The sequence below is a fragment of the Bradyrhizobium sp. HKCCYLRH2015 genome, assembly GCF_051168215.1.
In the GTDB taxonomy this organism is placed as follows: Bacteria; Pseudomonadota; Alphaproteobacteria; order Rhizobiales; family Xanthobacteraceae; genus Bradyrhizobium.
This window is the reverse complement of sequence record NZ_JBNPUO010000013.1, coordinates 238530-259397: the sequence shown is the minus strand read 5'-3', so window position 1 is coordinate 259397 and position 20868 is coordinate 238530. Positions and strand designations below refer to the sequence as shown.

Sequence of the window (20868 nt, the reverse complement as noted above, 5' to 3'; positions counted from 1 at the left end):
GGCGTCAATCTTCTTCCGCTTCGGTCCGAACCCTTGCGATCCGGACACATCTGACTCAATTGTGGACGACGCGCGGCAAAGGGCCTTGCGTCGGTGGGATCGGCGGCCCCGCTTCTCTGTGCGAGAGAACGGGTTCGCCGGTAAAACTAGGGGCAAACGCCGGAGAAGCGCTTGGTGCGGGCGGAGGGACTCGAACCCCCACAACTTTCGTCACTGGAACCTAAATCCAGCGCGTCTACCAGTTCCGCCACGCCCGCGTGAACTGCATCGATAGCCCGGCCGCGGTGCCGCGGGCGGCGCGGCTTATACCACGCACGAAACCGTCCGCAGCAAAAAAATGGGCTGTCGAAAGCACCACCGGCAGGCCGATCGACCGTGTCGAACGCACAGATAAGGGAAAACAGCATGATCCGCATCCCCCTCATTGCACGATGTTTTGTCGCATGACGGAATCGTCGGAGGGGCTCAGCCGCCGCGCCCTGCTCGGCGGCCTCGCGGCAGCCGGCGCGGCCTCGTTTGCCCGCCCGGCGCGGGCCGCTCGCCGAATCTCGGTTTCGTTGAACGCTCGCGGCGAATCTCTCGTGCTGGCCCAGGGACGCGCGGCCAGCCCGCTCTGGCGGCTGGCAGCACCGGCCCCGGTGGTCCGGCTTGCCCGCGGCACGGCCCTGGATCTCGACCTTTCGAATGGCCTTACGATCCCCGCCGCGCTGTCCAGCCGCGGCCTCGCTTTGCCCGCCCCGCTGCTGGCGCAGGCGGAGATCGGCCCCGGCGGCCGGGCCACCATTCCAGCCCTGGCGTCGCGGGCCGGGACCGGCCTGCTCGACCTGCGGCTGCTGGCCGACGTCGTGGCGATCCGCCCGCTGCCTGTCATCGTCGATGAGGCCGCGACGGTAACTGTCGACCGCGACGAGGTTTTCCTGATCGAGGACTTCAGGCTCAAGGCCGACGGCACCGCGGTTGCGCCGGGAACCGAGGCGACGGACGCCGAGCTCCTCTACACCGTCAATGGGCAGACCCAGCCCGAGATCGCGCTGCGGACCCATGCGCGGGTCAGGCTGCGGTTCATCAATGGCTGTCAACGCGCTGTGATCGCGATCAAAATCGCCGACCTCGACGCCGTCCGCGTGATGGCCATCGACGGCCAGCCGGCCGAGCCTTTCCTGGCGCGAAACGGCGCGGTGGTGCTGCCGCCCGGCGGCCGGACCGACGTCTTCATCGACATGCCCGCCGCCAAGACGGCGCTGGCCGTGCTGCTGCACGACGGCAGCAATCCGCGTCCCCTCGCCCGGCTGATGGCGTCCAGCGAGCCGCCGCTCCGTGCCGCCCCACTGCCGCCGGCGCAGGCTTTGCCGTCGAACGGTTTGCCGGACAGACTGGACCTCAAGACGGCCGTTCGGGCCGAACTCGCGCTCGACGGCGCCGAGTGGCGACCACCCGCCCAGTTCAGCGCCACCGCCGAACCCGCCTTGCAGGCGAAGGCCGGCCGGGTGGTCGTGCTGGCTCTTACCAACAAGACCGCCGCCTCCCGTGTGGTCCATTTGCACGGCCAGCCGTTCCGGCTGCTCGACCAGCTCGACGACGGCTGGAAGCCCTATTGGCTCGACACGCTGGCACTGGAGGCCGGCCAGACCCAGCGCATTGCGTTCCTTGCCGAGCAGTCCGGCCGGTTCCTGGTCGAGAGCATGGCGACCAGCTGGGCAGCGCCGCGCCTGCTGCGATGGTATGAGATCCGGTGAGGAAACGAACCTGAGGGAACAGTCCCCATGACCATCGCTGCCATCACCGGGGTCACGGCGCGCGCCGTGATCACGCCCATGAAGCGCCCCTTGCGCAACGCATTCGGCATCATCGACTCCGGACCGCTGGTGCTGATCGACGTCGCCACCGATCAGGGGGTTACCGGCCACTCCTACCTGTTCGCTTACACCAGGATCGCGTTGAAACCGCTACTGCATCTGGTCGAGGAGATCGGCCGCGAGCTCAATGGCCAGGCCCTGGTCCCGTTCGACCTGATGAAACTCATGGACGCCAAATTCCGCCTGCTCGGCTGGCAGGGCCTCGTCGGCATGGCCGTCTCGGGCCTCGACATGGCGTTCTGGGACGCGCTCGGTCAGCTCGCCGGCAAGCCCGTCGTCGAGCTGCTCGGCGGCACGGCGCGGCCGATTCCGGCCTATGACAGCTATGGCGTGCTCGATGCAAAGGACGACGAGCGCATCTTGCGCGCCGCGCGCGACGAGCACGGCTTCCGCGCCATCAAGACCAAGGGCGGTCATGGTGACGTCGCCACCGACGAAGCGATGATCAAGGGCCTGCGCGCCCTGCTCGGCCCGGACATGGCGCTGATGCTCGACTTCAACCAGTCGCTCGATCCCCCGGAAGCCACGCGCAGAATCACGCGCCTTGCGGACTACGGCCTGACCTGGATCGAGGAGCCGGTGCCGCAGGAGAATCTCTCCGGCCATGCCCGGGTGCGCGAGCGGTCGGAGATCCCGATCCAGGCCGGCGAGAACTGGTGGTTTCCGCGCGGCTTTGCCGAGGCAATCGCAGCCGGCGCGTCCGACTTCATCATGCCCGACCTGATGAAGGTCGGCGGCATCACCGGCTGGCTCAACGTCGCAGGTCAGGCCGATGCCGCCTCGATCCCGATGTCGAGCCACATCCTGCCCGAGGCGAGCGCGCATGTCCTGGCGGTAACGCCGACGGCACACTGGCTGGAGGTGCTGGACTTCGCCGGCGCAATTCTCGCCGAGCCGCTGCAGGTGATTGACGGCAAGGTGACGGCGAAGGGCCCGGGCCTCGGGCTCGCGTGGAACGAGAGCGCGGTGGCGAAGTATCAGGTCACGTGAGCCGACCAGCGTTAGCTAGACGGTCCGACGTCACCGCAACCACAACTGTCATTGCCCGGGTTGACCGAGCGATCCCGTACGCCGAGGCGGCCGTGATTGACTCGATGGGCCGCGGCGTACTGGATGCCCGCTGGAGCCTGTCATCGGGCTTGCCAAAGGCGAGACCCGGTGGCGGGCATGACAGTGTCTGCCGGGCGACGGCTCGCCCTGCTCAATACTCGATCCCGAACCGGTCATAGAGCCGCCGGAACACCGCGGGCAGCGTCTCCGTCAGGTCCTCGGCAATCAGCCCCGGCCCCGCCTCGTTGCCCGCCTCGCCATGCATCCAGACGCCGATGCAGGCGGCCTCGAACGCCGGCACACCCTGCGCCAGCATGCCGGCGATGATGCCGGCGAGTACGTCGCCGGCGCCGGCGGTGGCGAGCCAGGGCGGTGCGTTGGCGGCGATTGCGGCGCGGCCGTCGGGCGCGGCCACCGTCGTGTCGGCGCCCTTCAACAGCACCACGGCGCCGCAGCGCACCGCTGCCGCGCGGACGCGCTCCAGCTTGGAGCGGCCGGGATGCTTGTTGCTGAGATCGGAGAACAGCCGGGGGAACTCGCCCTCGTGCGGTGTCAGCACGATCTGCGCCTCGGCCATCGCCCTGAGCTGCTCGAACAGCCGCTCCGGCGCATCGGCGAAGCTCGTCAACGCGTCGGCATCGAGCACGAGGTGACGCTGCGCCGTGAGCGCGGTGTAGACGAGGTCGCGCGTGCGCTCGCTGACGCCGGTGCCGGGCCCGATGATGCAGGTGTTGTAGCGCTTGTCGCCGAGCAATTCGCCGAACGCGATCGCGGTGTCGGCGGCGCGCACCATCACCGCCGTCAGCGCCGCGGCATTGACCGCCAGCGCATCCCGCGGCGAGGCCAGCGTGACGAGGCCGGCGCCGGCCCGCAACGCGGCCCGCGCGGCCATCCGCGCCGCGCCCGTGGCGGTGACGTCGCCGGACATCGCCAGCACGTGCCCGCGGGCGTATTTGTGGCCGTCGATGCGTGGCACCGGAAAATGGCCCTGCCACAGCTCGGGATCGTTCTCGAAGGCCTGCGGCCTGATCTCCGCGAGCACCTGGGGAGCGATGCCGATGTCGGCGAGCCGGACGCGCCCGCAATGCTGGCGGCCCGGCAGCAGCAGATGCGCCGGCTTCTTGCGGAAGAAGGTCACCGTCTCGGTGGCGCGGACTGCGATGCCCATCACCGCGCCCGTGGTGCCGTTGATGCCGCTCGGCAGGTCGACCGCGAGCACCGGCGCGCCATTGCCGTTGATCGCTGCGATGACGTCATGAGGCTCGCCGGTGACGGGCCGGCTGAGGCCGGCGCCGAACAGCGCGTCGATGATCAGCACCGGCCTGCCGATCGCCTGCGGCGTGAACGGCAGCACCGGAAACTTCCAGCCCTTGGCGGCGGAGGCCGCGTCGCCGTGCAACGCGTCGCGCTCGCACATCAGGATGACCGAGACGTCCCTGCCCTGCGCGGCGAGTTCGGCCGCGGCAACGAAGCCGTCGCCGCCATTGTTGCCCGGCCCGCAGACCACCACGATCGGCCCGGTCTCGACCAGGTCCATGGCCGCCTCGGCCACTGCCTGGCCGGCGCTCAGCATCAGCGAAAAGCCCGGCGTGCCGGCTGCGATCGTCAGCCGGTCGGCGCGCTCCATTTCGCTCGTGGTCAAGATTTCCATCGCCGCTCTCGTCCCCAGCCGCCGTCTAGCGCCGGCTGCGTGATATCGTCCCCATCGCGTCTCAGCGGGCGTCGGCGCCCCGTCCCGAGGAGCCGGCGCGCGCGAATCCCGCGCTTCCTATTGCCGCGCCGGCCCGCAACTTCCAAGGGCGCTGCGCGTCTGGCAAGACGCGACGAAACCCGGCATGTCGCCTTTTCCCTGGGCATTTCGGACAGCGCGCGTCTGGATCGTCGATGTCTGCACAACGTTTGATCTGTTTGCCTAATCTCAAGGCTCCGGTATTCTAGACGTTCCTTGAGGGAATCGTCAGGGCGCTCGTGAAATGCCTGATTATCGGCCCTATTTGGGCCCGTTAACGACTTGGCATAGACCCTGCTTTTGTGGAGCCACTTCGGCACGGGGCAAGTCGGGCAGTCAATCACCCGGCCTCCGCCGGAGAGTGTCGGGCCCGGTAGCGAAATGATCGAACGACCTGCGCGTGGGCGCAGCCTGACGATGACCCACCTGTTGTTTATAGCGGAATGCCCGGGAGGCGCTCAGTGAAGAAGATCGAAGCCATCATCAAGCCGTTCAAGCTCGACGAGGTGAAGGAGGCGCTTCAGGAAGTGGGACTTCAGGGCATCACCGTCACCGAAGCCAAGGGTTTTGGCCGGCAGAAGGGTCATGCCGAGCTGTACCGGGGCGCCGAATACATCGTCGATTTCCTGCCCAAGGTGAAGATCGAGATCGTGATCGGCGACGACCTGGTCGAGCGTGCGATCGAGGCGATCCGCCGCGCCGCCCAGACCGGCCGCATCGGCGACGGCAAGATCTTCGTGTCCAACATCGAGGAAGCGATCCGCATCCGAACCGGCGAATCCGGTCTGGACGCGATCTAGCCTGACCCGGGGCCTGGAACGGACCGTCCGCTCCGGGCCCTGCACAGAACGTTTGCTGCGCCAGCAGCCCTCACGGCAGCTCAGGCGTCCTCTGCGAGGCGCTTGCACGCGGCCGTTTTGGCGTTTCCGATATTGTCTTGGTCCCCGCGCGAGGCTAATGGAGCATGACCCGCGGACGCCGTCCCGCGCCGGGCCGTGACGTTATAAGCCAAGAGGGGTATTCATGAAGACCGCCAAGGACGTCTTGAAAGCAATCAAGGACAACGACGTCAAATATGTCGACCTCCGCTTCACCGACCCGCGGGGCAAGTGGCAGCACGTCACCTTCGACGTCAGCATGATCGACGAAGACATTTTTGCCGAAGGCACCATGTTCGACGGCTCCTCGATCGCCGGCTGGAAGGCGATCAATGAATCCGACATGTGCCTGATGCCCGACCCGGTGACCGCGACGATCGATCCGTTCTTCGCCGAAACCACCATGATCATCACCTGCGACGTGCTCGAACCGACCACCGGCGAGCCGTACAATCGCGACCCGCGCGGCATCGCCAAGAAGGCCGAGGCGATGGTGAAGTCGATGGGCGTGGGCGACAGCGTGTTCGTCGGTCCCGAGGCCGAGTTCTTCGTGTTCGACGACGTCCGCTACAGCTCCTCGCCCTACAACACCGGCTTCCGCCTCGACTCCTCCGAGCTGCCGATCAACTCGGACACCGAGTATGAGGGCGGCAATCTCGGCCATCGCATCCGCACCAAGGCCGGCTACTTCCCGGTGCCGCCGCAGGACTCGGTGCAGGACATGCGCTCGGAGATGCTCGGCGCGATGGCGCGCATGGGCGTCAAGGTCGAGAAGCACCATCACGAGGTCGCTTCCGCCCAGCACGAGCTCGGCATGAAGTTCGACACGCTGACCCTGATGGCCGACCAGATGCAGATCTACAAGTATTGCATCCACCAGGTCGCGCACATCTACGGCAAGACCGCCACCTTCATGCCGAAGCCGGTCTATGGTGACAACGGCTCGGGCATGCACGTCCACCAGTCGATCTGGAAGGACGGCAAGCCGGTGTTCGCAGGCAACAAGTATTCCGACCTGTCGGAGACCTGCCTGTCCTACATCGCCGGCATCATCAAGCACGCCAAGGCGATCAACGCCTTCACCAACCCGTCGACCAACTCCTACAAGCGTCTGGTCCCGGGCTATGAGGCGCCGGTGCTGCTCGCCTACTCCGCGCGCAACCGCTCGGCCTCGTGCCGCATCCCCTACACCTCCTCGCCGAAGGCCAAGCGCGTCGAGGTCCGCTTCCCCGATCCGATGGCCAACCCCTATCTCGGCTTCGCCGCGATGCTGATGGCCGGCCTCGACGGAGTGAAGAACAAGCTCGATCCGGGCCCGGCGATGGACAAGGATCTCTACGACCTGCCGAAGGAAGAGCTGAAGCAGATCCCGACCGTCTGCGGCTCGCTCCGCGAGGCGCTCGAGAACCTCGACAAGGACCGCGCCTTCCTGAAGGCCGGCGGCGTGTTCGACGACGACTTCATCGACAGCTACATCGCGCTGAAGATGACGGAGGTCGAGCGCTTCGAAATGACCCCGCACCCGGTCGAGTTCGACATGTACTACTCGGGCTGATCGCCCGATAAGATCGGCGGATCACGAAGGCGCCCCTCGCGGGGCGCCTTTTTGTTTTGCCTCGTCTCAGGCCTCCTCGTTCCGAGACCGGCGGGGCCTCGTCCTTCGAGACGCTTGGCTTCGCCAAGCTCCTCAGGATGAGGGTGGAGATTTCACCCGGAACGTCTGCGTCTCTGCGAACCTCACAGCCTCTACTCTCCATGAACACGCCGGTCGGCGTGTTCATTGTCCATGTGCAGCGCCACCTTCGGTGCCCGACCCTCATGGTGAGGAGGCGCGCGCCCATCGGCGCATGAGGGCGAGTAACGGCCATTCGCGCGCCGTCTCGAACCATGAGGCCCGATCGTCAACCAGGCGCGCTTTGTCGCGGGAAGGCGTACACGCCCTGATGAGCGCTCATCTCCGCAGATGTCGGCGGCTCCCAGATGCTTTCGATGAAGTCGAACATCGGCCGTGTGACGGTGAGCGAGAACGTTTCGTCCCGCGTCTCGTTGCGGGAGCTGACGCGCCGCCATCGTTCGTCGGCCGGAACGTCGAGGAAATGCAGCGTGACGTCGAACCCGGATTGCCGGGCCAGGGCAGCGAAGCTCGCCCGGCTGCTGGCGCGCAGAAACGACAGGTCGAGCACCGGCGCGACGCCGGCTTGCGCGCAGCTGATAGCCATGCGCCCGATCTGATGTTCGCAGCGCCCGACCCGCTCAGCGATCCAGTCGAAGCGCATCGGCTCGGGCTGATCGCTGGCGAACAGCTCCACCATCCATTCGTCGATGGAGAAATGAACCCCGTTGCAGCGCCTGACGAGGTCGCGTGCGTAAGTGGTCTTGCCGGCGCCGGTCGCGCCGCAAACGAGGTGGAATGTGCTGGTCATCGCTTCAGATCCTCCGGGGTTCCAGAAGATATATACCCGGATAAAATATGCCTTGTAAATATCACCCGGATAATATTTGCCAACGACCAGCGCGGCCATGAAGGCGGTTGCGACCCGCGAGGTTGGAGAACGCCGCGCCCTGCCTGCCGGAAGTCGCCAGCCCGGCAAGACAATGCTAAAATTTATGGCAGCCATTCAGCCAGACGCACCTTGCCCCCATGCAGCTCAATCCCCTTCGCCATGCCGAGCGCGTCACGGGACGACGGCAATCGGCGCTGATCGACCTGTGGTCGACGGCCGGGTTTGCCGCGGCTGTCAGCGAGGTCACCGGGCCGCACCTCTACGAGTATGGCGAGCTGCCGGTCCCGACGGTGGCGATCACGCTGTACGACGTCCGGCGTCACGTCCTGATCGAGGATGGCACGGTCCGGCGCGATGCGCCGGTCAGCGCGGGGCGTTTCCGGATCGGCCAGCCCGGCTGCAGCGTGGTGGTCGATGCCGTGCCTGAGGTTCGTTCGGGCCAGCTGTTGCTGCTGTATCTCGGCGATGCCCTGCTGAAGGAGGTCGCGGCCTCCCGCGGCTCTGCGGCGCCGGTCACCCTGACGAACCAGGCCTGGGACACCGAAGATCCGATGCTCGAAGCGGCGGCGACGCGGTTGGTCGAGAGCTGCGGCGGCGGCGAAAGGCCAAGCCGGCTGCTCGCCGAACAGTTCGCCTACACGCTCGCGCTGCACGTCTCGGACCGCTACGCAGTGCAGCGCCCACCCGGACTGGAGCAGACGCCGCCCTTGGACGACCGGATGCGGGCGCGCGTCACGGAGTTCGTTCGCGCCGATCCCGGTGCGCCGGTCACGCTGGCCGCGATGGCGGAGGTGGCGGGGATGAGCCCGTCCTCCTTCCTCCGCAGCTTCAAGCAGGCGACCGGAACGACGCCGCATCGGTTCGTCGTCGAGCAGCGCGTGCTGGCCGCGCGCCGGCTGCTTTCGACCTCCGATCTGCCGATCGTCGAGATCGCGCTGTCGCTCGGCTTCTCCTCGCAATCGCATTTCGGCGCCGCGTTCCGGGCGGTGACCGGCGAGAGTCCGGCCCGCTATCGCCGCATGCAGCGCGGCGGCCGGTGATTTCCTGACAAGGCTGCACGCAGCAGCGCCGATCCTGACGATTTTCTGACAGACACCGCCGGATCTTTCAGCGAACTCTGCCGCGGATCGACCGTTCAACAAGAGCGGCGCATGGGAGGCGAGGATGTCGACAGCTGCAGACACGGTGGTGCCGATCGAGGATACGAGCCTCACCGGCTTCTACAATGGCATGACCACGGCCGAACGGCGCACCTTCTGGGCCTGCGCCACGGGCTGGGCGCTCGACGGCATGGACTTCATGATCTACCCGCTGGTGATCGGCACGATCATCGCGCTGTGGAAGGTTGACGCCGGCACCGCGGGCCTCGCCGGCACGGTGACGCTGCTCGCCTCGGCCTTCGGCGGCTGGGCGGCGGGCTATCTCGCCGACCGCATCGGCCGCGTCCGGACGCTGCAGTTCACCATCATCTGGTTCTCGCTGTTCTCGCTGCTGTGCGCGTTCGCGCAGAACTTCGAGCAATTGCTGGTGCTGCGAGCCCTGCTCGGACTCGGCTTCGGCGGTGAATGGGCGGCCGGCGCGGTGCTGATGGGCGAGACCATTCGCGCGGAATATCGCGGCCGCGCCGTCGGCAGCGTGCAGTCCGGCTGGGCCGTCGGCTGGGGCATGGCCGTGCTGGCGCAAGCCGCTCTGTTCTCGCTGTTGCCAGCCGATCAAGCCTGGCGGTGGATGTTCGCGATCGGCGCCCTGCCGGCGCTGCTGGTGCTGTATCTGCGCGCCTTTGTAAAGGAGCCGGAGGTCGCGGCCGCCGCACGCGCCAAGGTCGCCGCCGCCGGCGACCGCCCGTCGATCCTGGAGATCTTCCAGGGGCCGATCCTGAAGACCACCATTCTCGCCTCGCTGGTGGCGACCGGCTGCCAGGGCGGCTACTACGCGATCACCTTCTGGGTGCCGCGCTTCCTCACCACCGAGCGCAAGCTCTCGATCGTGAGCTCGACCGGCTATCTCGCCGCGCTCATCATCGGCTCGTTCATCGGCTATCTCGTCGGCGCCTGGTATGCGGATCGTTTCGGCCGGCGCAACCTGTTCCTGGTGTTCTCGCTCGGCGCCATGGTCGTGGTCGCCGCCTACACCCAGCTGCCGCTGTCGAACGAGCTGCTGTGGCTGCTCGGCTTTCCGCTCGGCTTCTTCGCCTCGGGCTATTTCTCCGGCATGGGCGCGTTCCTGACCGAGCTCTATCCCACGCGCTTGCGCGGCTCCGGCCAGGGCTTCTGCTACAATTTCGGCCGCGGCATCGGCGCGCTGTTTCCGTTCCTGGTCGGCTACCTGTCGCAGATGACCTCGCTCGCCACCGCGATCTGCCTGTTCGCTCTGTTCGCCTATGCGCTGTTCTTCGTCGCCGCCTATGCGCTGCCGGAGACGCGCGGCAAGGTGCTGCACGCCGATGCGTGAGATCGCACCCGACGCCGATCGGGCTCCCGCCTGCGCGGGGCCCGATCCGCATCCGCGCAGGGCCTCCCGCTTCATCGTGCCGCCAGGCGCGGTCGACACCCACGCCCATGTCATCGGGCTGCCGCCGCGCCATCCCTTCGTGGCCGCGCGCAGCTACACGCCGCCGGAGGCCACCGCGGCATTCTATCTGGCGATGCTCGATGCCACCGGCATGACCTATGGCGTGCTGGTCCAGGTCAGCGTCCACGGCACCGACAACAGCCTGATGGTCGAGACGCTGGGCGCCAACCGCGAGCGGCTGCGCGGCATCGCGGTGATCCCGCTCGGCCTGCCGGACCGCGAGCTGGCGGCGTTGCAGCAGGCCGGCGTGGTCGGTTTGCGCCTCAACGTTCTCTACGGCGGCGGCATCGGCTTCGATCAGCTGCACGACTACGCCGCGCTCGCCCGCGAGCTCGGCTGGCACCTGCAGTTCCTGATCGACGCCGCCGACCTGCCGGCCCTGGCGCCGCGGCTGGAGGGGCTCGCGGTCCCGATCGTCATCGACCACTGGGGCCACTTCCCGGTGTCACGGGGCCTCGCCGATCCCGGCTTCCAGACGCTGGTCTCGCTGGTGCGCGACGGCGCCTGGGTCAAGCTGTCCGGCGCCTACCGCAACACGGTCGCCGGACCGCCCTATGCCGACACGGTCCCCTTCGTCCGCCGCCTCCACGCGGCCGCCCCCGACCGCTGCGTCTGGGGCTCCGACTGGCCGCACGTCGCGCACCGCGGCCACATGATGAACGTCGGCGAGCTGCTCGACCTCTTGGCCGACTGGGTGCCCGATGCCGCCGCCCGCAACCGCGTCCTCGCCGATAACGCCCAGCGGCTGTACGGGTTTCCGCCGAGCGGAGGCAGACACTCATCGTGATCGATCAATGGTGGTGACGATCACCGGTCTCAGCCGGCGCCGAGGGATGACTCCGATTACTTCGCAGCGAAATTGACTCCGATCTCGGTCACCACGGGCGCGAGCTTCAGCAGCGCCGGATTGTCGGACGACACCTTCACGCCGTCCCCCGAGAGCGCACGTGGCGTATCCTTCTCGGTGCCGAACCGCACCGTCACCGAGCAGCCGCCCGGCAGCATGCGCCCGAGGGCGCCGTTCTTGAAGTCGGTGACATAGCCGCCATAGTCCCAGCCGAAGCCCGCGACGACGAAAGGCTTGCCGTTGGCCTTCTGGACCGCGGCGAGGCTCGCGCCGATGGAAATGCCGGCCACGGTCCAGCGGCTGGTCTTGGCGGTGTCGCGAAGGGTCAGCCCGGACACCGTGGCGGTCTTGTCTTCGATGAAGGCGACTTCGATGCGGCGGTCCATCGCGCGGGGAAACAGCACGAGGCCCTTGTAGGTCTCCCCCTCCGCCCCCGGCAGATCCTCGATCACGGCTTCACTGCCATAGCGCTGCTTCAGGCTCTTCGCCGTGTCGGTCGCGGCCACGGGCAGCGCGCAGGTGATCGGCCCTTCGGTCGGCGGCGCGGTCTGAGCAGAAGCAGGACTGGCAACAGCCAGCGCAAGGACGGTGGTCAAGACATGGCGCATCAATGAACCCTTGTGAGACTGCGAAACAACGCGGCCGGCATCGTTAGGTCTGTTTCGCCGCATCTCGGGTTCAGGCCGACGTCACGACGACTGCCGCCGCTTCCTCACGGCATCCCCGAACGCCTCGAACAGCTTGCGGTTGATCGGGTTCTTCTGCGGATCGTATTCGGCGTGCCATTGCACGCCCAATGCGAAGCTCGGCGCGTCGGCGATACGGATCGCCTCGATGGTGCCGTCCTCGGCGATCCCCTCGATGACGACGCGATCGCCCGGCTCGAGGATGCCCTGGCCGTGCAGCGAATTCACCTTGATGCTCTCGCAGCCGAGGATGCCAGCGAAGGCGCCGCCCGGGGTCAGCCGCACCTCGTGGCGGTCGGCGAAGATGACGGTCGGATCGGGATGGATCTCGCCATTCTCCAGCCGGGGCATGCGATGGTTCATGCGGCCGGGAATCTCGCGGATCTCCGGATGCAGCGAGCCGCCGAAGGCGACGTTCATCTCCTGGAGGCCGCGGCAGATGCCGAACAGCGGGATGCCTCGGGAGACGCAAGCCTCCGTCAACTGCAGGGCGACCTCGTCGCGATGGATGTCGTAGGGCTCGTGCTTGAGACTGGGCTCGGTGTTGAAGCGGGTCGGGTGCACGTTGGCACGGGCGCCGGTCAGGACCACGCCATCGACGACATCGAGCAGCGCGGCGATGTCGGTGATCTCGGGAACGCCGGCAAACATCAGCGGCAGCGCGCCTGCGACCTCGGCCACGGCGCTCAGGTTGCGTTCGCCCACCATCTGTACGGTGAACCTGTTCTCGACGCGATGGCTGTTGCCGATCACGCCGACGACCGGACGCTTCATGGCCCTCGTTTCTCTCCCTGGGAGCCCAGGCTCGATCTCCAATGAGCCCGGAGGCACAGATCATGCCTCGACAAATCATGCCTGTGTCGCAAAGCCGGATCAACATATGGCGGCGCGGGTCGCCAATGCCAATTCCGGACAACCCCGCAAGCGCCCCGCCGCACCCGATCCCAAGCCTGCGCTTGATCCGCCAGCCGTTTTCGCCAATGTGGGGGGCCAATCAGCACAGAGGACGCCCCATGACCGCCCCCGCCGACCCGCGCCTCCAGGCCCGCAGCGACCTGGCCTGGGCCATCGCCGTGGGCGGCATCGGGGTGATCCTGTTCATGGCCGCGCTCGCCTTCAGCTGGTATTACGCTGCGGCGCTGTTCCTGCTGTTCTCCGGCATGCTGCTCGGTGTCGCGCTCAACGCGATGACCAGCCTGCTCGGCCGCGTGCTGCCCTGGCCGCACCCGGCGCGGCTCGTCATCGTCTGCGTGGCGCTCGCGGCCGTGCTCGTCGGCATCGTCTTCCTGGGCGGCACCACCATCGCGGAGCAGGCCAAGGTGCTGAGCGATACGATCAAGTCGCAGCTCGGCAACATCAAGGGCTTCCTCGACCGCAACGGCATCGACACCAGCTTCTTCGACTTCAACGCTGCGAACACGGCCACTGCCGCGCCTGATGGCGGCTCGACCACACCGACCCAGACGCCGTCCCATGGCCTTCCGGGCGGCCTGCCCTCGCCAAGCGCGCTGGCCTCCTCCGGCGGCGCCATCGTCAGCCAGACCTTCAAGCTGCTGCTCGGCACCGTCAGCGCCGTCGGCAACTTCTTCATCGTGCTGTTCTTAGGATTGGCCTTCGCGGCCCAGCCGGCGGTCTACCGCAGCGGATTGCTGTTCCTGGCGCCGGCGAAGTACCGCGACCAGGCCACCGTGATCGTCGACCGCATCAGCTACACGCTGGAGCGCTGGCTGATCGCCCAGATCACGACGATGTTCGCGGTCTTCCTGGTCACCTGGATCGGCCTTGCCATCATCGGCGTGCAGAGCTCGTTCATCCTGGGCATCCAGGCCGGCCTGCTGGCGTTCATTCCAACCGTCGGCGCGATCATCGCCGGCGTCATCGTGGTGCTGGCGAGCCTTGCCTCCGGCTGGGTCGCTGCGGTCAGCGCCTTCGTGCTGTTCCTCGGCGTGCACGCGATGGAGAGCTATGTGCTGACGCCGCTGATCCAGCGCCAGGCGCTGGACATCCCGCCGGCCACGCTGTTCGCGTTCCAGATCCTGCTCGGCATCGTGTTCGGCGTCTGGGGCCTGACCCTGGCGCTGCCGCTGATGGCGATCGCCAAGGTCATGATCGACTATTTCAAGAGCGACCACCGCACCGAGGACGCCGCCGCCGCGATCTGAGAGATCGGTTGCGGCGGTTCAGCCCGCCGGCATCGCGGTCTCGACCAGCTTGGCCCAATAGCTGATGCCGTGCGGGATCACGTCATCGTTGAAATCATATTCGGGGTGATGCACGCCGGCGCCATCGCCGATGCCCATGAAGACGAACGCGCCGGGCCGCGCCTGCAGCATGTAGGCGAAGTCCTCGCCGCCGAGCCGGGGCGGCATGTCGGTGATGACCTGATCCGGCCCGACGACGCTGCGCGCCACGTCGGCGGCGAACGCGGTCTGCTCCGCATGGTTGATGACGACCGGATAACCCCATTCGTAGTCGATCTCCGCCTCGACGCCCATGCCGCTCGCGAGCGCCGTCACGAGGCCCTTGAAGCGCTCGTCCATCAAACGGCGGATGTCCTCGTCGAGCGTGCGCACGGTGCCGCCGATGATCGCGGTCTGCGGAATGATGTTGTCGGCGGTCGTCCCCGCGTGGAAGCGCGTGATCGACAGCACCGCGCTCTCGACCGGATCGACGTTGCGCGCCACGATCGTCTGCAGCGCGGTCACGATCTGCGCGCCAGCGATGATCGGATCGACGCATTTGTTCGGCCGCGCGGCATGGCCGCCGAGGCCCTTCAGACGCACCTCGAAGGTGTCGGCCGCGGCCATCACGGCGCCGGTGCGCGTCGCGACGGTCCCGAGCGGAAGACCCGGCGCGTTGTGCAGGCCATAGACCTCCTCGATGCCGAAGCGCTCCATCAGGCCGTCCTCGACCATCGCACGGCCACCGGCCCCGCCCTCCTCGGCCGGCTGAAAGATGACGATGGCGGTGCCGGCGAAGTTGCGCGTCTCGGCGAGATAGCGCGCCGCGCCCAGCAGCATCGCGGTGTGGCCGTCATGGCCGCAGGCGTGCATCCGGCCTGGAATGGTGGACTTGTGCGGGAGGTCGCCGACCTCCTGCAGCGGCAGCGCATCCATGTCGGCGCGCAGGCCGATGACACGCTGCGACGGCTCGCGCCCGCGGATGACGCCGACCACGCCGGTCCTGCCGATACCGGCGACGACCTCATCGACGCCGAACGACCTCAGCAGCTCGGCAACGCGCGCGGCCGTCCGATGCACCTCGTAGAGCAGCTCGGGATGCTGGTGGAAGTCGCGGCGCCAGATCTTGGCGTCTTCGGCGAACTCGGCGGCGCGGTTGATGATCGGCATGACGGAGTTCCGGAAAATGAGAGCACGCCGTGGCGACGCGCGTGTCATCTCATTGCATGTCGCGCGACGGCAAAACACAAGCCACATTCGCTCATGCGATGCTGCGCAGGCTGCATTGCCGCGCTGATGCGGCCGTTCAAAAACGCCTGAGCTGATCCGCTTAGGATCGAAGGCCGCGCAGCTCGCGGGCGAGATTGCTCCGCGCCTTCCGGTCGAGCGCGGCGGCAAAGCCCGCATCCGGATAGATCACGGGGCGGCTTGCGAAGCGCTCCAGCACCGCCGCGCGCCCGGCGCGGTAGGCGTCGTCCGGCACATCAGCATATTCGCGCCGGATCGCATCGGCATAGGCGTCGTAGCTGGCCTCGTCGCTGCCGAGAATGGCGAGATCGATCGAGACGAGCAGCGCGCCCAGCCGATCGCCGGGCGCGACATCGTGGGTGCGGGTCAGCCGGATCAGGCGTCCGACCTCGTCGCGCAGATCGGCCGCGACATGACGCTCGGCAAGGACGGCGCTCTGCTCCTCATTGTCGGACCGCGTCGGATCATACACGACGTCGTGCCACCAGATCGCGAGCGTCAGGATCTCGCGGTCGCGGACGTTGAGGTCGGCAACGCGAGCGAGCTCGGCCAGGCAGTCCTGGATGTGGCGAAGATCATGGTAGTGCCGTCCCGCCGCGGAGTAGGCTTCGACCAGATCGTCATGCGTCATGGTGGCGTTCCGTCGGCAGCAGCGGCTACGCGCTGCTCAGCCGGCCGAGGTCAGCACCGTCTCGGTGTGCTCGACATCCGGAGGGCTGGCGAAATACTGCCCGACCAGGCCGCGCCATTCGGTGAAGTTCTCCGAGCCACGGAAATCGACCGTGTGGCTCTCGAGCGTCTCCCACTTCACCATCAGGCGGTAGCGTTGCGGCTTCTCGATCGACTTGTGCAGCTCGAAGCCGTGAAAGCCCTTGGAGCGGCCGAAGGCAGCGCGCGCCTTCGCGACGGCGGCCTCGAAATCCTTCTCCGTGCCCGGCTTGACGTCGATCTGAGCGATTTCCGTGATCATGGTCTGTCGGCCTCCCCTGGCGTTGGACCGCTTGTCTAGCCCAGACCTCGGGAGAGCGAAAGCCGCGCCTCAGCTCGACAATACCGCCTGTTCCGACTGCGGCAGGCTGGCAGAAGCGGCGGCGCGCTGGCGGCGGTAGCGGTCGAGCGACAGCGGCAGCTCCTCCGACGCTTCGACCCGGTTGCGACCGGAGCGCTTGGCCTTGTAGAGCGCGGTATCGGCGGCCGCGAGCAGCACGTCGAGTTCGGTCCCGCCCGGCCCGCCGGCGACGCCGATGCTGACGGTGGTGTCCACCGGCTGGTCCTCGCGCACCACCCCGGAGGCCGCGAACGCCTCGCGGACACGCTCGGCGGCGACCATGGCCTCTTCGATGGAACAGGGCAGAAGGGCTGCGAACTCCTCGCCGCCGATCCGGCCCGAGAGATCGGTGAGGCGCAGATTGTTGACCACGACGTCTGCGAAGATCTTCAGGACCTCATCGCCCTCGGCGTGGCCGAAGCGGTCGTTGATCGACTTGAAATGATCGATGTCGAAGATCAGCACGCTGACCGGCCGCTGCTCGCGCGCCTCGCGCTCGATCAGTTGCGCGCAGGACTCGGCAAAGCCGCGCCGATTGAGCAGGCCCGTCAGCGGGTCGGTGGTCGCCGCGCGCTTGTGGGCGCTGACGATGCGCTCCGACACCAGCATGAAGATCACGAACACCGTGCCGACAGCATAGAGCACGAGCTCGATCGAGAAGATCGTGACCCAGGCCCCGGCGAAGGCGCCGTCGGACTCGCGCAGCATGTTGCCGAGCAGGATCGGCAGCATCAGGACGAAGCCGTGCATCACCGGCACGATCAGCGCCGGCCAGCGCTTGTGCAGAGACCGCCGCCGCTCCTGCCACAGCTCGGCCGCGGTGAGCATGGCATAGATCACGACGATCGCGGCGCCGATCGTCAGCCGCAGCGCCTGCGCCGAGGGATCGAGCAGCATGCCGCTGGCGATCCAGACGATGGCGCCGAGCACGAGTCCGGGCACGCTCGGCGGCTTGCCATGAAACACGCGCGCGGCGTTCCACACCATGGCGGTGGCGATCAGGCCGATCGAGCTCAGGAACAGCGACACCACCTCGCCATAGAGCTCGCCGATCAACGTCCACAGCGCGATCGCGACCGCGCCGAGGACATAGGCCGCGCCCCACCAGCGCAGCGCCGGCGTGTTCTCCTGCCGTCCGAAGTGCAGCAACATGGCGCCAAGCAGCGCCGCGACCATGGTCGCTACGATGTCGAGCGTCATGCTGTCGAGTGCCATCCGTCACCTCGGTTGCTGCGGCGGCGCGGAGACTTTGGTTAGCGCGGCCTTGTCGCGATCAACCTAGCGAGCGGTCTGTTCGAAAGAGGTTTGCCTGGGATACCAAGTTTTCTCGAAAAGCTCGGCACAACTCGTCGGCAAATTGCTGCGCAAAATGCTGCAAACAGGATTCAAAACCGATCGCGCCAGGCACCATGCGCGCCCGCCTTGATTGCACGAAATGCAGCTCATTATTGAGAGTTGCGGAACTGAGCATGTGGAATCAATCGTTTCCCGCTCCGCACCGAACACTCATGGAAACGATAAGAAACCTTCTCAAATTTGAGATCATCTCTCCCTACCACGGCGCGACAGCAGCGCGATCGGTCGCATGCGATGGGGACGAGAATGTCTTTCGACGACGATTCATACGACAGCCAGGCCGCACCAAATCATCCGTCGCGCGATCCGCAAGCAACCCAGGGCGTCGATCGCCGCACGCTGCTGCGCAATGCCATGGGCGTCTCGGCGCTCGGCCTCGGTGCCAGCCTGTTGCCGGGCCAGGCCGCGCACGCGCATTGGCGCATGCACCACCATCATCACCACGTCACCACCAGCTTCGCGCTCGCCGTCCTCCCCGATACGCAGTTCTACTCGCGCTATGCGACCTCCGAGGAAGGCCAGGCCTATCAGCGGCAATATGGCAGCACGCCCTATCCGGCGCAGACCCAGTTCATTGTCGACAACGCCGCGAAATATCACATCCCATTCACGATCCATCTCGGCGACGTCGTCGACCAGTCCAGGCATCCGCAGCAATGGGCCGTCGCCGACGCCGCAATGAAGCTGCTGGAGAATGCCGGCCGGCCGTATTCGGTGCTGGCCGGCAATCACGACGTGCTGTCGGCGCTGGAGTTCGAGAGCGCGGCGAGCCAGAGCGCGGGCACCGATGCGCAGCGCGGTTCATCGGAGCCGTATCTGTCCTGGTTTCCGGCCAGCCGCGCGGCGAAGCAGCGGACCTTCCTGGAGCGGCATCCGAGCGGCTGGCACGAGGCGCATGTGTTCCACGCCTGCGGCGTCAGCTTCATGGTGCTGTCGCTGTCGTGGCGTGCCTCGGACGACGCCGTCGCCTGGGCGCGCAGCATGATCGCGCGGCACCCGATGCTGCCGGTCATCCTCGCCAACCACCAGTTGCTCAACATCGCCAATGACGGCACGAGCCCGTTCGAGGTCGCCTACGGTCAATACCTCTGGGAGAAGCTGATCCGCAGCAACGACCAGATCTTCATGACGCTCAACGGCCACTATCATGGCGGCGCGCTGCTGACGAAGATCAACGACTTCCATAACCCCGTGCACCAGATGGTGGTCGACTATCAGATGGCCTATCAGGGCGGCAACGGCCTGATGCGGCTCTACGAGTTCGACTTCACGGCCAACAAGATCGACGTCGCCTCGTTCTCGCCTTGGGTGGTCGAGAAGCCGAAGGACAGTCTCAAGCAGTTCGACCGCGCCTGGCTGACGGAGGACAACCACGAGTTCTCGATTGCCATCGACTTCCGCCGGCGTTTTTCACGCTTCACCAATTTCTGCCATCTGCCGGCCTTCGCCGGCACGCCGATCCTGCCGCGGGTGAAGCAGGATCTCTATGCCAACTACACCGAGGCGCCGGAGCCGGTGGTGGTGCCGCCCGCGAACGAACAGGACTATCCGCTGATCGCCGAGACAACAGCGCATTGGCGGATCGCGTCGTCGGCGATCGGCAAGGCGGTGGCCGCCGGCACCGCGCTGTCGGACCTCACCGCCGCCAACCCAATGCAGCGCGCATCGCTCGCCGGTGCCGCGGAGGTCGCCGATGTGGCCTTCACCGCCGACAAGCACCGCCTGTCGTCAGCGCCGGGGAGCGTTCAGTTCCTCAACACCACCAAGCAAGGCGCCGGCCGCTTCAGCTGGTTCACGACGGCGGCCAACGCGCCGATCAATGCCGCGACCTTCGCATCCGGCTACACGGTCGAGGCCTTCATCAAGATCGATCCGAACTGGAAGGCGGCCGATCATGCCTGGTGCAACATACTCACCCGCTTCGGCAACCGCGGCTGGCTGCCGGGCTATGCCGGCGGCGACCCGGAATCGCCGCCGATCCTGTTCGCGATCTCCAACCTCCGCGAGGTGCAGTGGGAGATCGTGCCGTCGAGCTCGACCAGGCAGCCGCAGACCGACTGGTCCGGCGAGATCATGCTCGACACCTGGTATCACCTCGCCATCGTCAACGACCCCACCGATAACTCCACCGTGCTCTACATCGAGGGCGCGCCGGTCGTGCGCAGCGTGATCGGCGGCAACGGCATCGCGAGCGTCGCAGCGTCCCAGCCCTGGGCGCTCGGCTGCGGCTGGTGGGACCGCGCGCCGTCCGATGGCTTCATCGGCAGCATCGGAGAGGTGCGCGTGGTGTCGAAGCCGCTGGCGCCGAGCCAATGGCTGACCGCGCGCCGCGCCAGCGCCTGATCACACAACCTCCAAGCAAAACGGGCGCCCGCGAGGGCGCCCGTTGGTATTGGGTGCTGACGGATCCGGCCGCAGCCGGACCCAGGAGATCAGCGCTTCGAGAACTGGAAGGAGCGGCGGGCCTTGGCCTTGCCGTACTTCTTACGCTCGACGACGCGCGAGTCGCGGGTCAGGAAGCCGCCCTTCTTGAGGACGCTGCGCAGCTCCGGCTCGAAATTGGTCAGAGCCTTGGACAGGCCGTGACGCACCGCGCCGGCCTGGCCGGACAGACCGCCGCCGGCGACCGTGCAGATCACGTCGTACTGGCCCTTGCGGGCGGCGACGACCATCGGCTGCTCGATCATCATGCGCAGCACCGGACGGGCGAAGTAGACCTCGATGTCGCGGGTGTTGACGGTGACCTTGCCGGAGCCCGGCTTGATCCAGACGCGGGCGACCGCGTCCTTGCGCTTGCCGGTGGCATAGGCGCGGCCGAACTTGTCGACCTTCTTCTCATACTTCGGAGCGTCCGGGGCCGTGACGGCGCCCTTGAGCTGCGACAGCTGATCGAGAGACTGGATGCTTTCGGCCAT

General features: G+C 67.0%; 18 protein-coding genes and 1 tRNA gene. 9 read left to right on the top strand and 10 right to left on the bottom strand.

What is annotated here, in order from left to right; translation table 11 throughout:
• Positions 1 to 172: 172 nt before the first annotated feature.
• Positions 173 to 257 (bottom strand) — tRNA-Leu (locus tag ACQR1H_RS30855).
• A gap of 174 nt (positions 258 to 431) precedes the next feature.
• On the opposite strand from ACQR1H_RS30855, the gene ACQR1H_RS30850 reads away from it, so the two are divergent.
• Positions 432 to 1736 (top strand): multicopper oxidase domain-containing protein, encoded by a 1305-nt coding sequence (locus ACQR1H_RS30850; protein WP_316181563.1) that lies wholly within the window; start codon positions 432 to 434, stop codon positions 1734 to 1736.
• Between the two features lie 27 nt (positions 1737 to 1763).
• Positions 1764 to 2846: an enolase C-terminal domain-like protein gene (locus tag ACQR1H_RS30845; protein WP_434908659.1), complete on the top strand. Its 1083-nt coding sequence runs from the start codon at positions 1764 to 1766 to the stop codon at positions 2844 to 2846.
• A 211-nt stretch (positions 2847 to 3057) separates the two neighbouring features.
• On the opposite strand, the gene ACQR1H_RS30840 is transcribed toward ACQR1H_RS30845, so the two are convergent.
• Positions 3058 to 4557 (bottom strand): NAD(P)H-hydrate dehydratase, encoded by a 1500-nt coding sequence (locus tag ACQR1H_RS30840; protein ID WP_434908658.1) that lies wholly within the window; start codon positions 4555 to 4557, stop codon positions 3058 to 3060.
• A 539-nt stretch (positions 4558 to 5096) separates the two neighbouring features.
• On the opposite strand from ACQR1H_RS30840, the gene ACQR1H_RS30835 reads away from it, so the two are divergent.
• Together ACQR1H_RS30835 and glnA are read left to right on the top strand one after the other, a co-directional pair.
• Positions 5097 to 5435, top strand: a complete 339-nt coding sequence (locus ACQR1H_RS30835; protein ID WP_009027873.1) for a P-II family nitrogen regulator — start codon at positions 5097 to 5099, stop codon at positions 5433 to 5435.
• A gap of 223 nt (positions 5436 to 5658) precedes the next feature.
• Entirely contained in the window at positions 5659 to 7068 is a 1410-nt protein-coding gene (gene glnA, locus ACQR1H_RS30830; protein WP_315799685.1) for a type I glutamate--ammonia ligase, read from the top strand.
• A gap of 346 nt (positions 7069 to 7414) precedes the next feature.
• Here glnA and ACQR1H_RS30825 read toward each other — a convergent pair whose 3' ends face one another.
• On the bottom strand, positions 7415 to 8035 hold the full coding sequence (locus ACQR1H_RS30825) for an AAA family ATPase (protein WP_434908657.1): 621 nt from the start codon (positions 8033 to 8035) through the stop codon (positions 7415 to 7417).
• A gap of 119 nt (positions 8036 to 8154) precedes the next feature.
• Here ACQR1H_RS30825 and ACQR1H_RS30820 point away from each other — a divergent pair, with 119 nt between their 5' ends.
• The 3 genes from ACQR1H_RS30820 to ACQR1H_RS30810 all read left to right on the top strand — a co-directional run bounded on the left by ACQR1H_RS30820 (position 8155) and on the right by ACQR1H_RS30810 (position 11375).
• Complete coding sequence (locus ACQR1H_RS30820) at positions 8155 to 9057, top strand: helix-turn-helix domain-containing protein (protein WP_316181450.1); 903 nt, start codon at positions 8155 to 8157, stop codon at positions 9055 to 9057.
• A gap of 124 nt (positions 9058 to 9181) precedes the next feature.
• On the top strand, positions 9182 to 10468 hold the full coding sequence (locus ACQR1H_RS30815) for an MFS transporter (protein WP_434884812.1): 1287 nt from the start codon (positions 9182 to 9184) through the stop codon (positions 10466 to 10468).
• Entirely contained in the window at positions 10461 to 11375 is a 915-nt protein-coding gene (locus ACQR1H_RS30810; protein WP_434908656.1) for an amidohydrolase family protein, read from the top strand. The genes ACQR1H_RS30815 and ACQR1H_RS30810 overlap by 8 nt, the downstream gene beginning before the upstream one ends.
• A 56-nt stretch (positions 11376 to 11431) precedes the next feature.
• On the opposite strand, the gene ACQR1H_RS30805 is transcribed toward ACQR1H_RS30810, so the two are convergent.
• Both ACQR1H_RS30805 and ACQR1H_RS30800 read right to left on the bottom strand, forming a co-directional pair.
• Positions 11432 to 12043 (bottom strand): hypothetical protein, encoded by a 612-nt coding sequence (locus tag ACQR1H_RS30805; protein WP_434840136.1) that lies wholly within the window; start codon positions 12041 to 12043, stop codon positions 11432 to 11434.
• A gap of 81 nt (positions 12044 to 12124) precedes the next feature.
• Positions 12125 to 12895: a gamma-glutamyl-gamma-aminobutyrate hydrolase family protein gene (locus tag ACQR1H_RS30800; RefSeq protein WP_315799680.1), complete on the bottom strand. Its 771-nt coding sequence runs from the start codon at positions 12893 to 12895 to the stop codon at positions 12125 to 12127.
• Between the two features lie 239 nt (positions 12896 to 13134).
• Here ACQR1H_RS30800 and ACQR1H_RS30795 point away from each other — a divergent pair, with 239 nt between their 5' ends.
• The gene (locus ACQR1H_RS30795) at positions 13135 to 14283 is read left to right on the top strand and encodes an AI-2E family transporter (protein WP_315799679.1); all 1149 of its coding nucleotides are present in this window, start codon (positions 13135 to 13137) and stop codon (positions 14281 to 14283) included.
• A gap of 18 nt (positions 14284 to 14301) precedes the next feature.
• Here the strand turns inward: ACQR1H_RS30795 and ACQR1H_RS30790 are convergent, their stop codons facing one another.
• The 4 genes from ACQR1H_RS30790 to ACQR1H_RS30775 all read right to left on the bottom strand — a co-directional run bounded on the left by ACQR1H_RS30790 (position 14302) and on the right by ACQR1H_RS30775 (position 17812).
• Positions 14302 to 15471: a M20 aminoacylase family protein gene (locus ACQR1H_RS30790; protein ID WP_434908655.1), complete on the bottom strand. Its 1170-nt coding sequence runs from the start codon at positions 15469 to 15471 to the stop codon at positions 14302 to 14304.
• Between the two features lie 160 nt (positions 15472 to 15631).
• Positions 15632 to 16180 (bottom strand): HD domain-containing protein, encoded by a 549-nt coding sequence (locus ACQR1H_RS30785; protein WP_315799677.1) that lies wholly within the window; start codon positions 16178 to 16180, stop codon positions 15632 to 15634.
• A gap of 36 nt (positions 16181 to 16216) precedes the next feature.
• The gene (locus tag ACQR1H_RS30780; RefSeq protein ID WP_315799676.1) at positions 16217 to 16519 is read right to left on the bottom strand and encodes an antibiotic biosynthesis monooxygenase family protein; all 303 of its coding nucleotides are present in this window, start codon (positions 16517 to 16519) and stop codon (positions 16217 to 16219) included.
• 69 nt (positions 16520 to 16588) lie between these two features.
• Positions 16589 to 17812, bottom strand: coding sequence for a GGDEF domain-containing protein (locus ACQR1H_RS30775; RefSeq protein WP_315799675.1), 1224 nt, complete (start codon positions 17810 to 17812; stop codon positions 16589 to 16591).
• 387 nt (positions 17813 to 18199) lie between these two features.
• Between ACQR1H_RS30775 and ACQR1H_RS30770 the strand changes: the two genes are divergently transcribed.
• Positions 18200 to 20296 carry a LamG-like jellyroll fold domain-containing protein gene (locus tag ACQR1H_RS30770; protein WP_434908654.1) on the top strand — a complete coding sequence of 699 codons (2097 nt, stop codon included), beginning with the start codon at positions 18200 to 18202 and terminating at the stop codon, positions 20294 to 20296.
• A gap of 89 nt (positions 20297 to 20385) precedes the next feature.
• On the opposite strand, the gene rpsI is transcribed toward ACQR1H_RS30770, so the two are convergent.
• Positions 20386 to 20868 (bottom strand): 30S ribosomal protein S9, encoded by a 483-nt coding sequence (gene rpsI, locus ACQR1H_RS30765; protein WP_006611043.1) that lies wholly within the window; start codon positions 20866 to 20868, stop codon positions 20386 to 20388.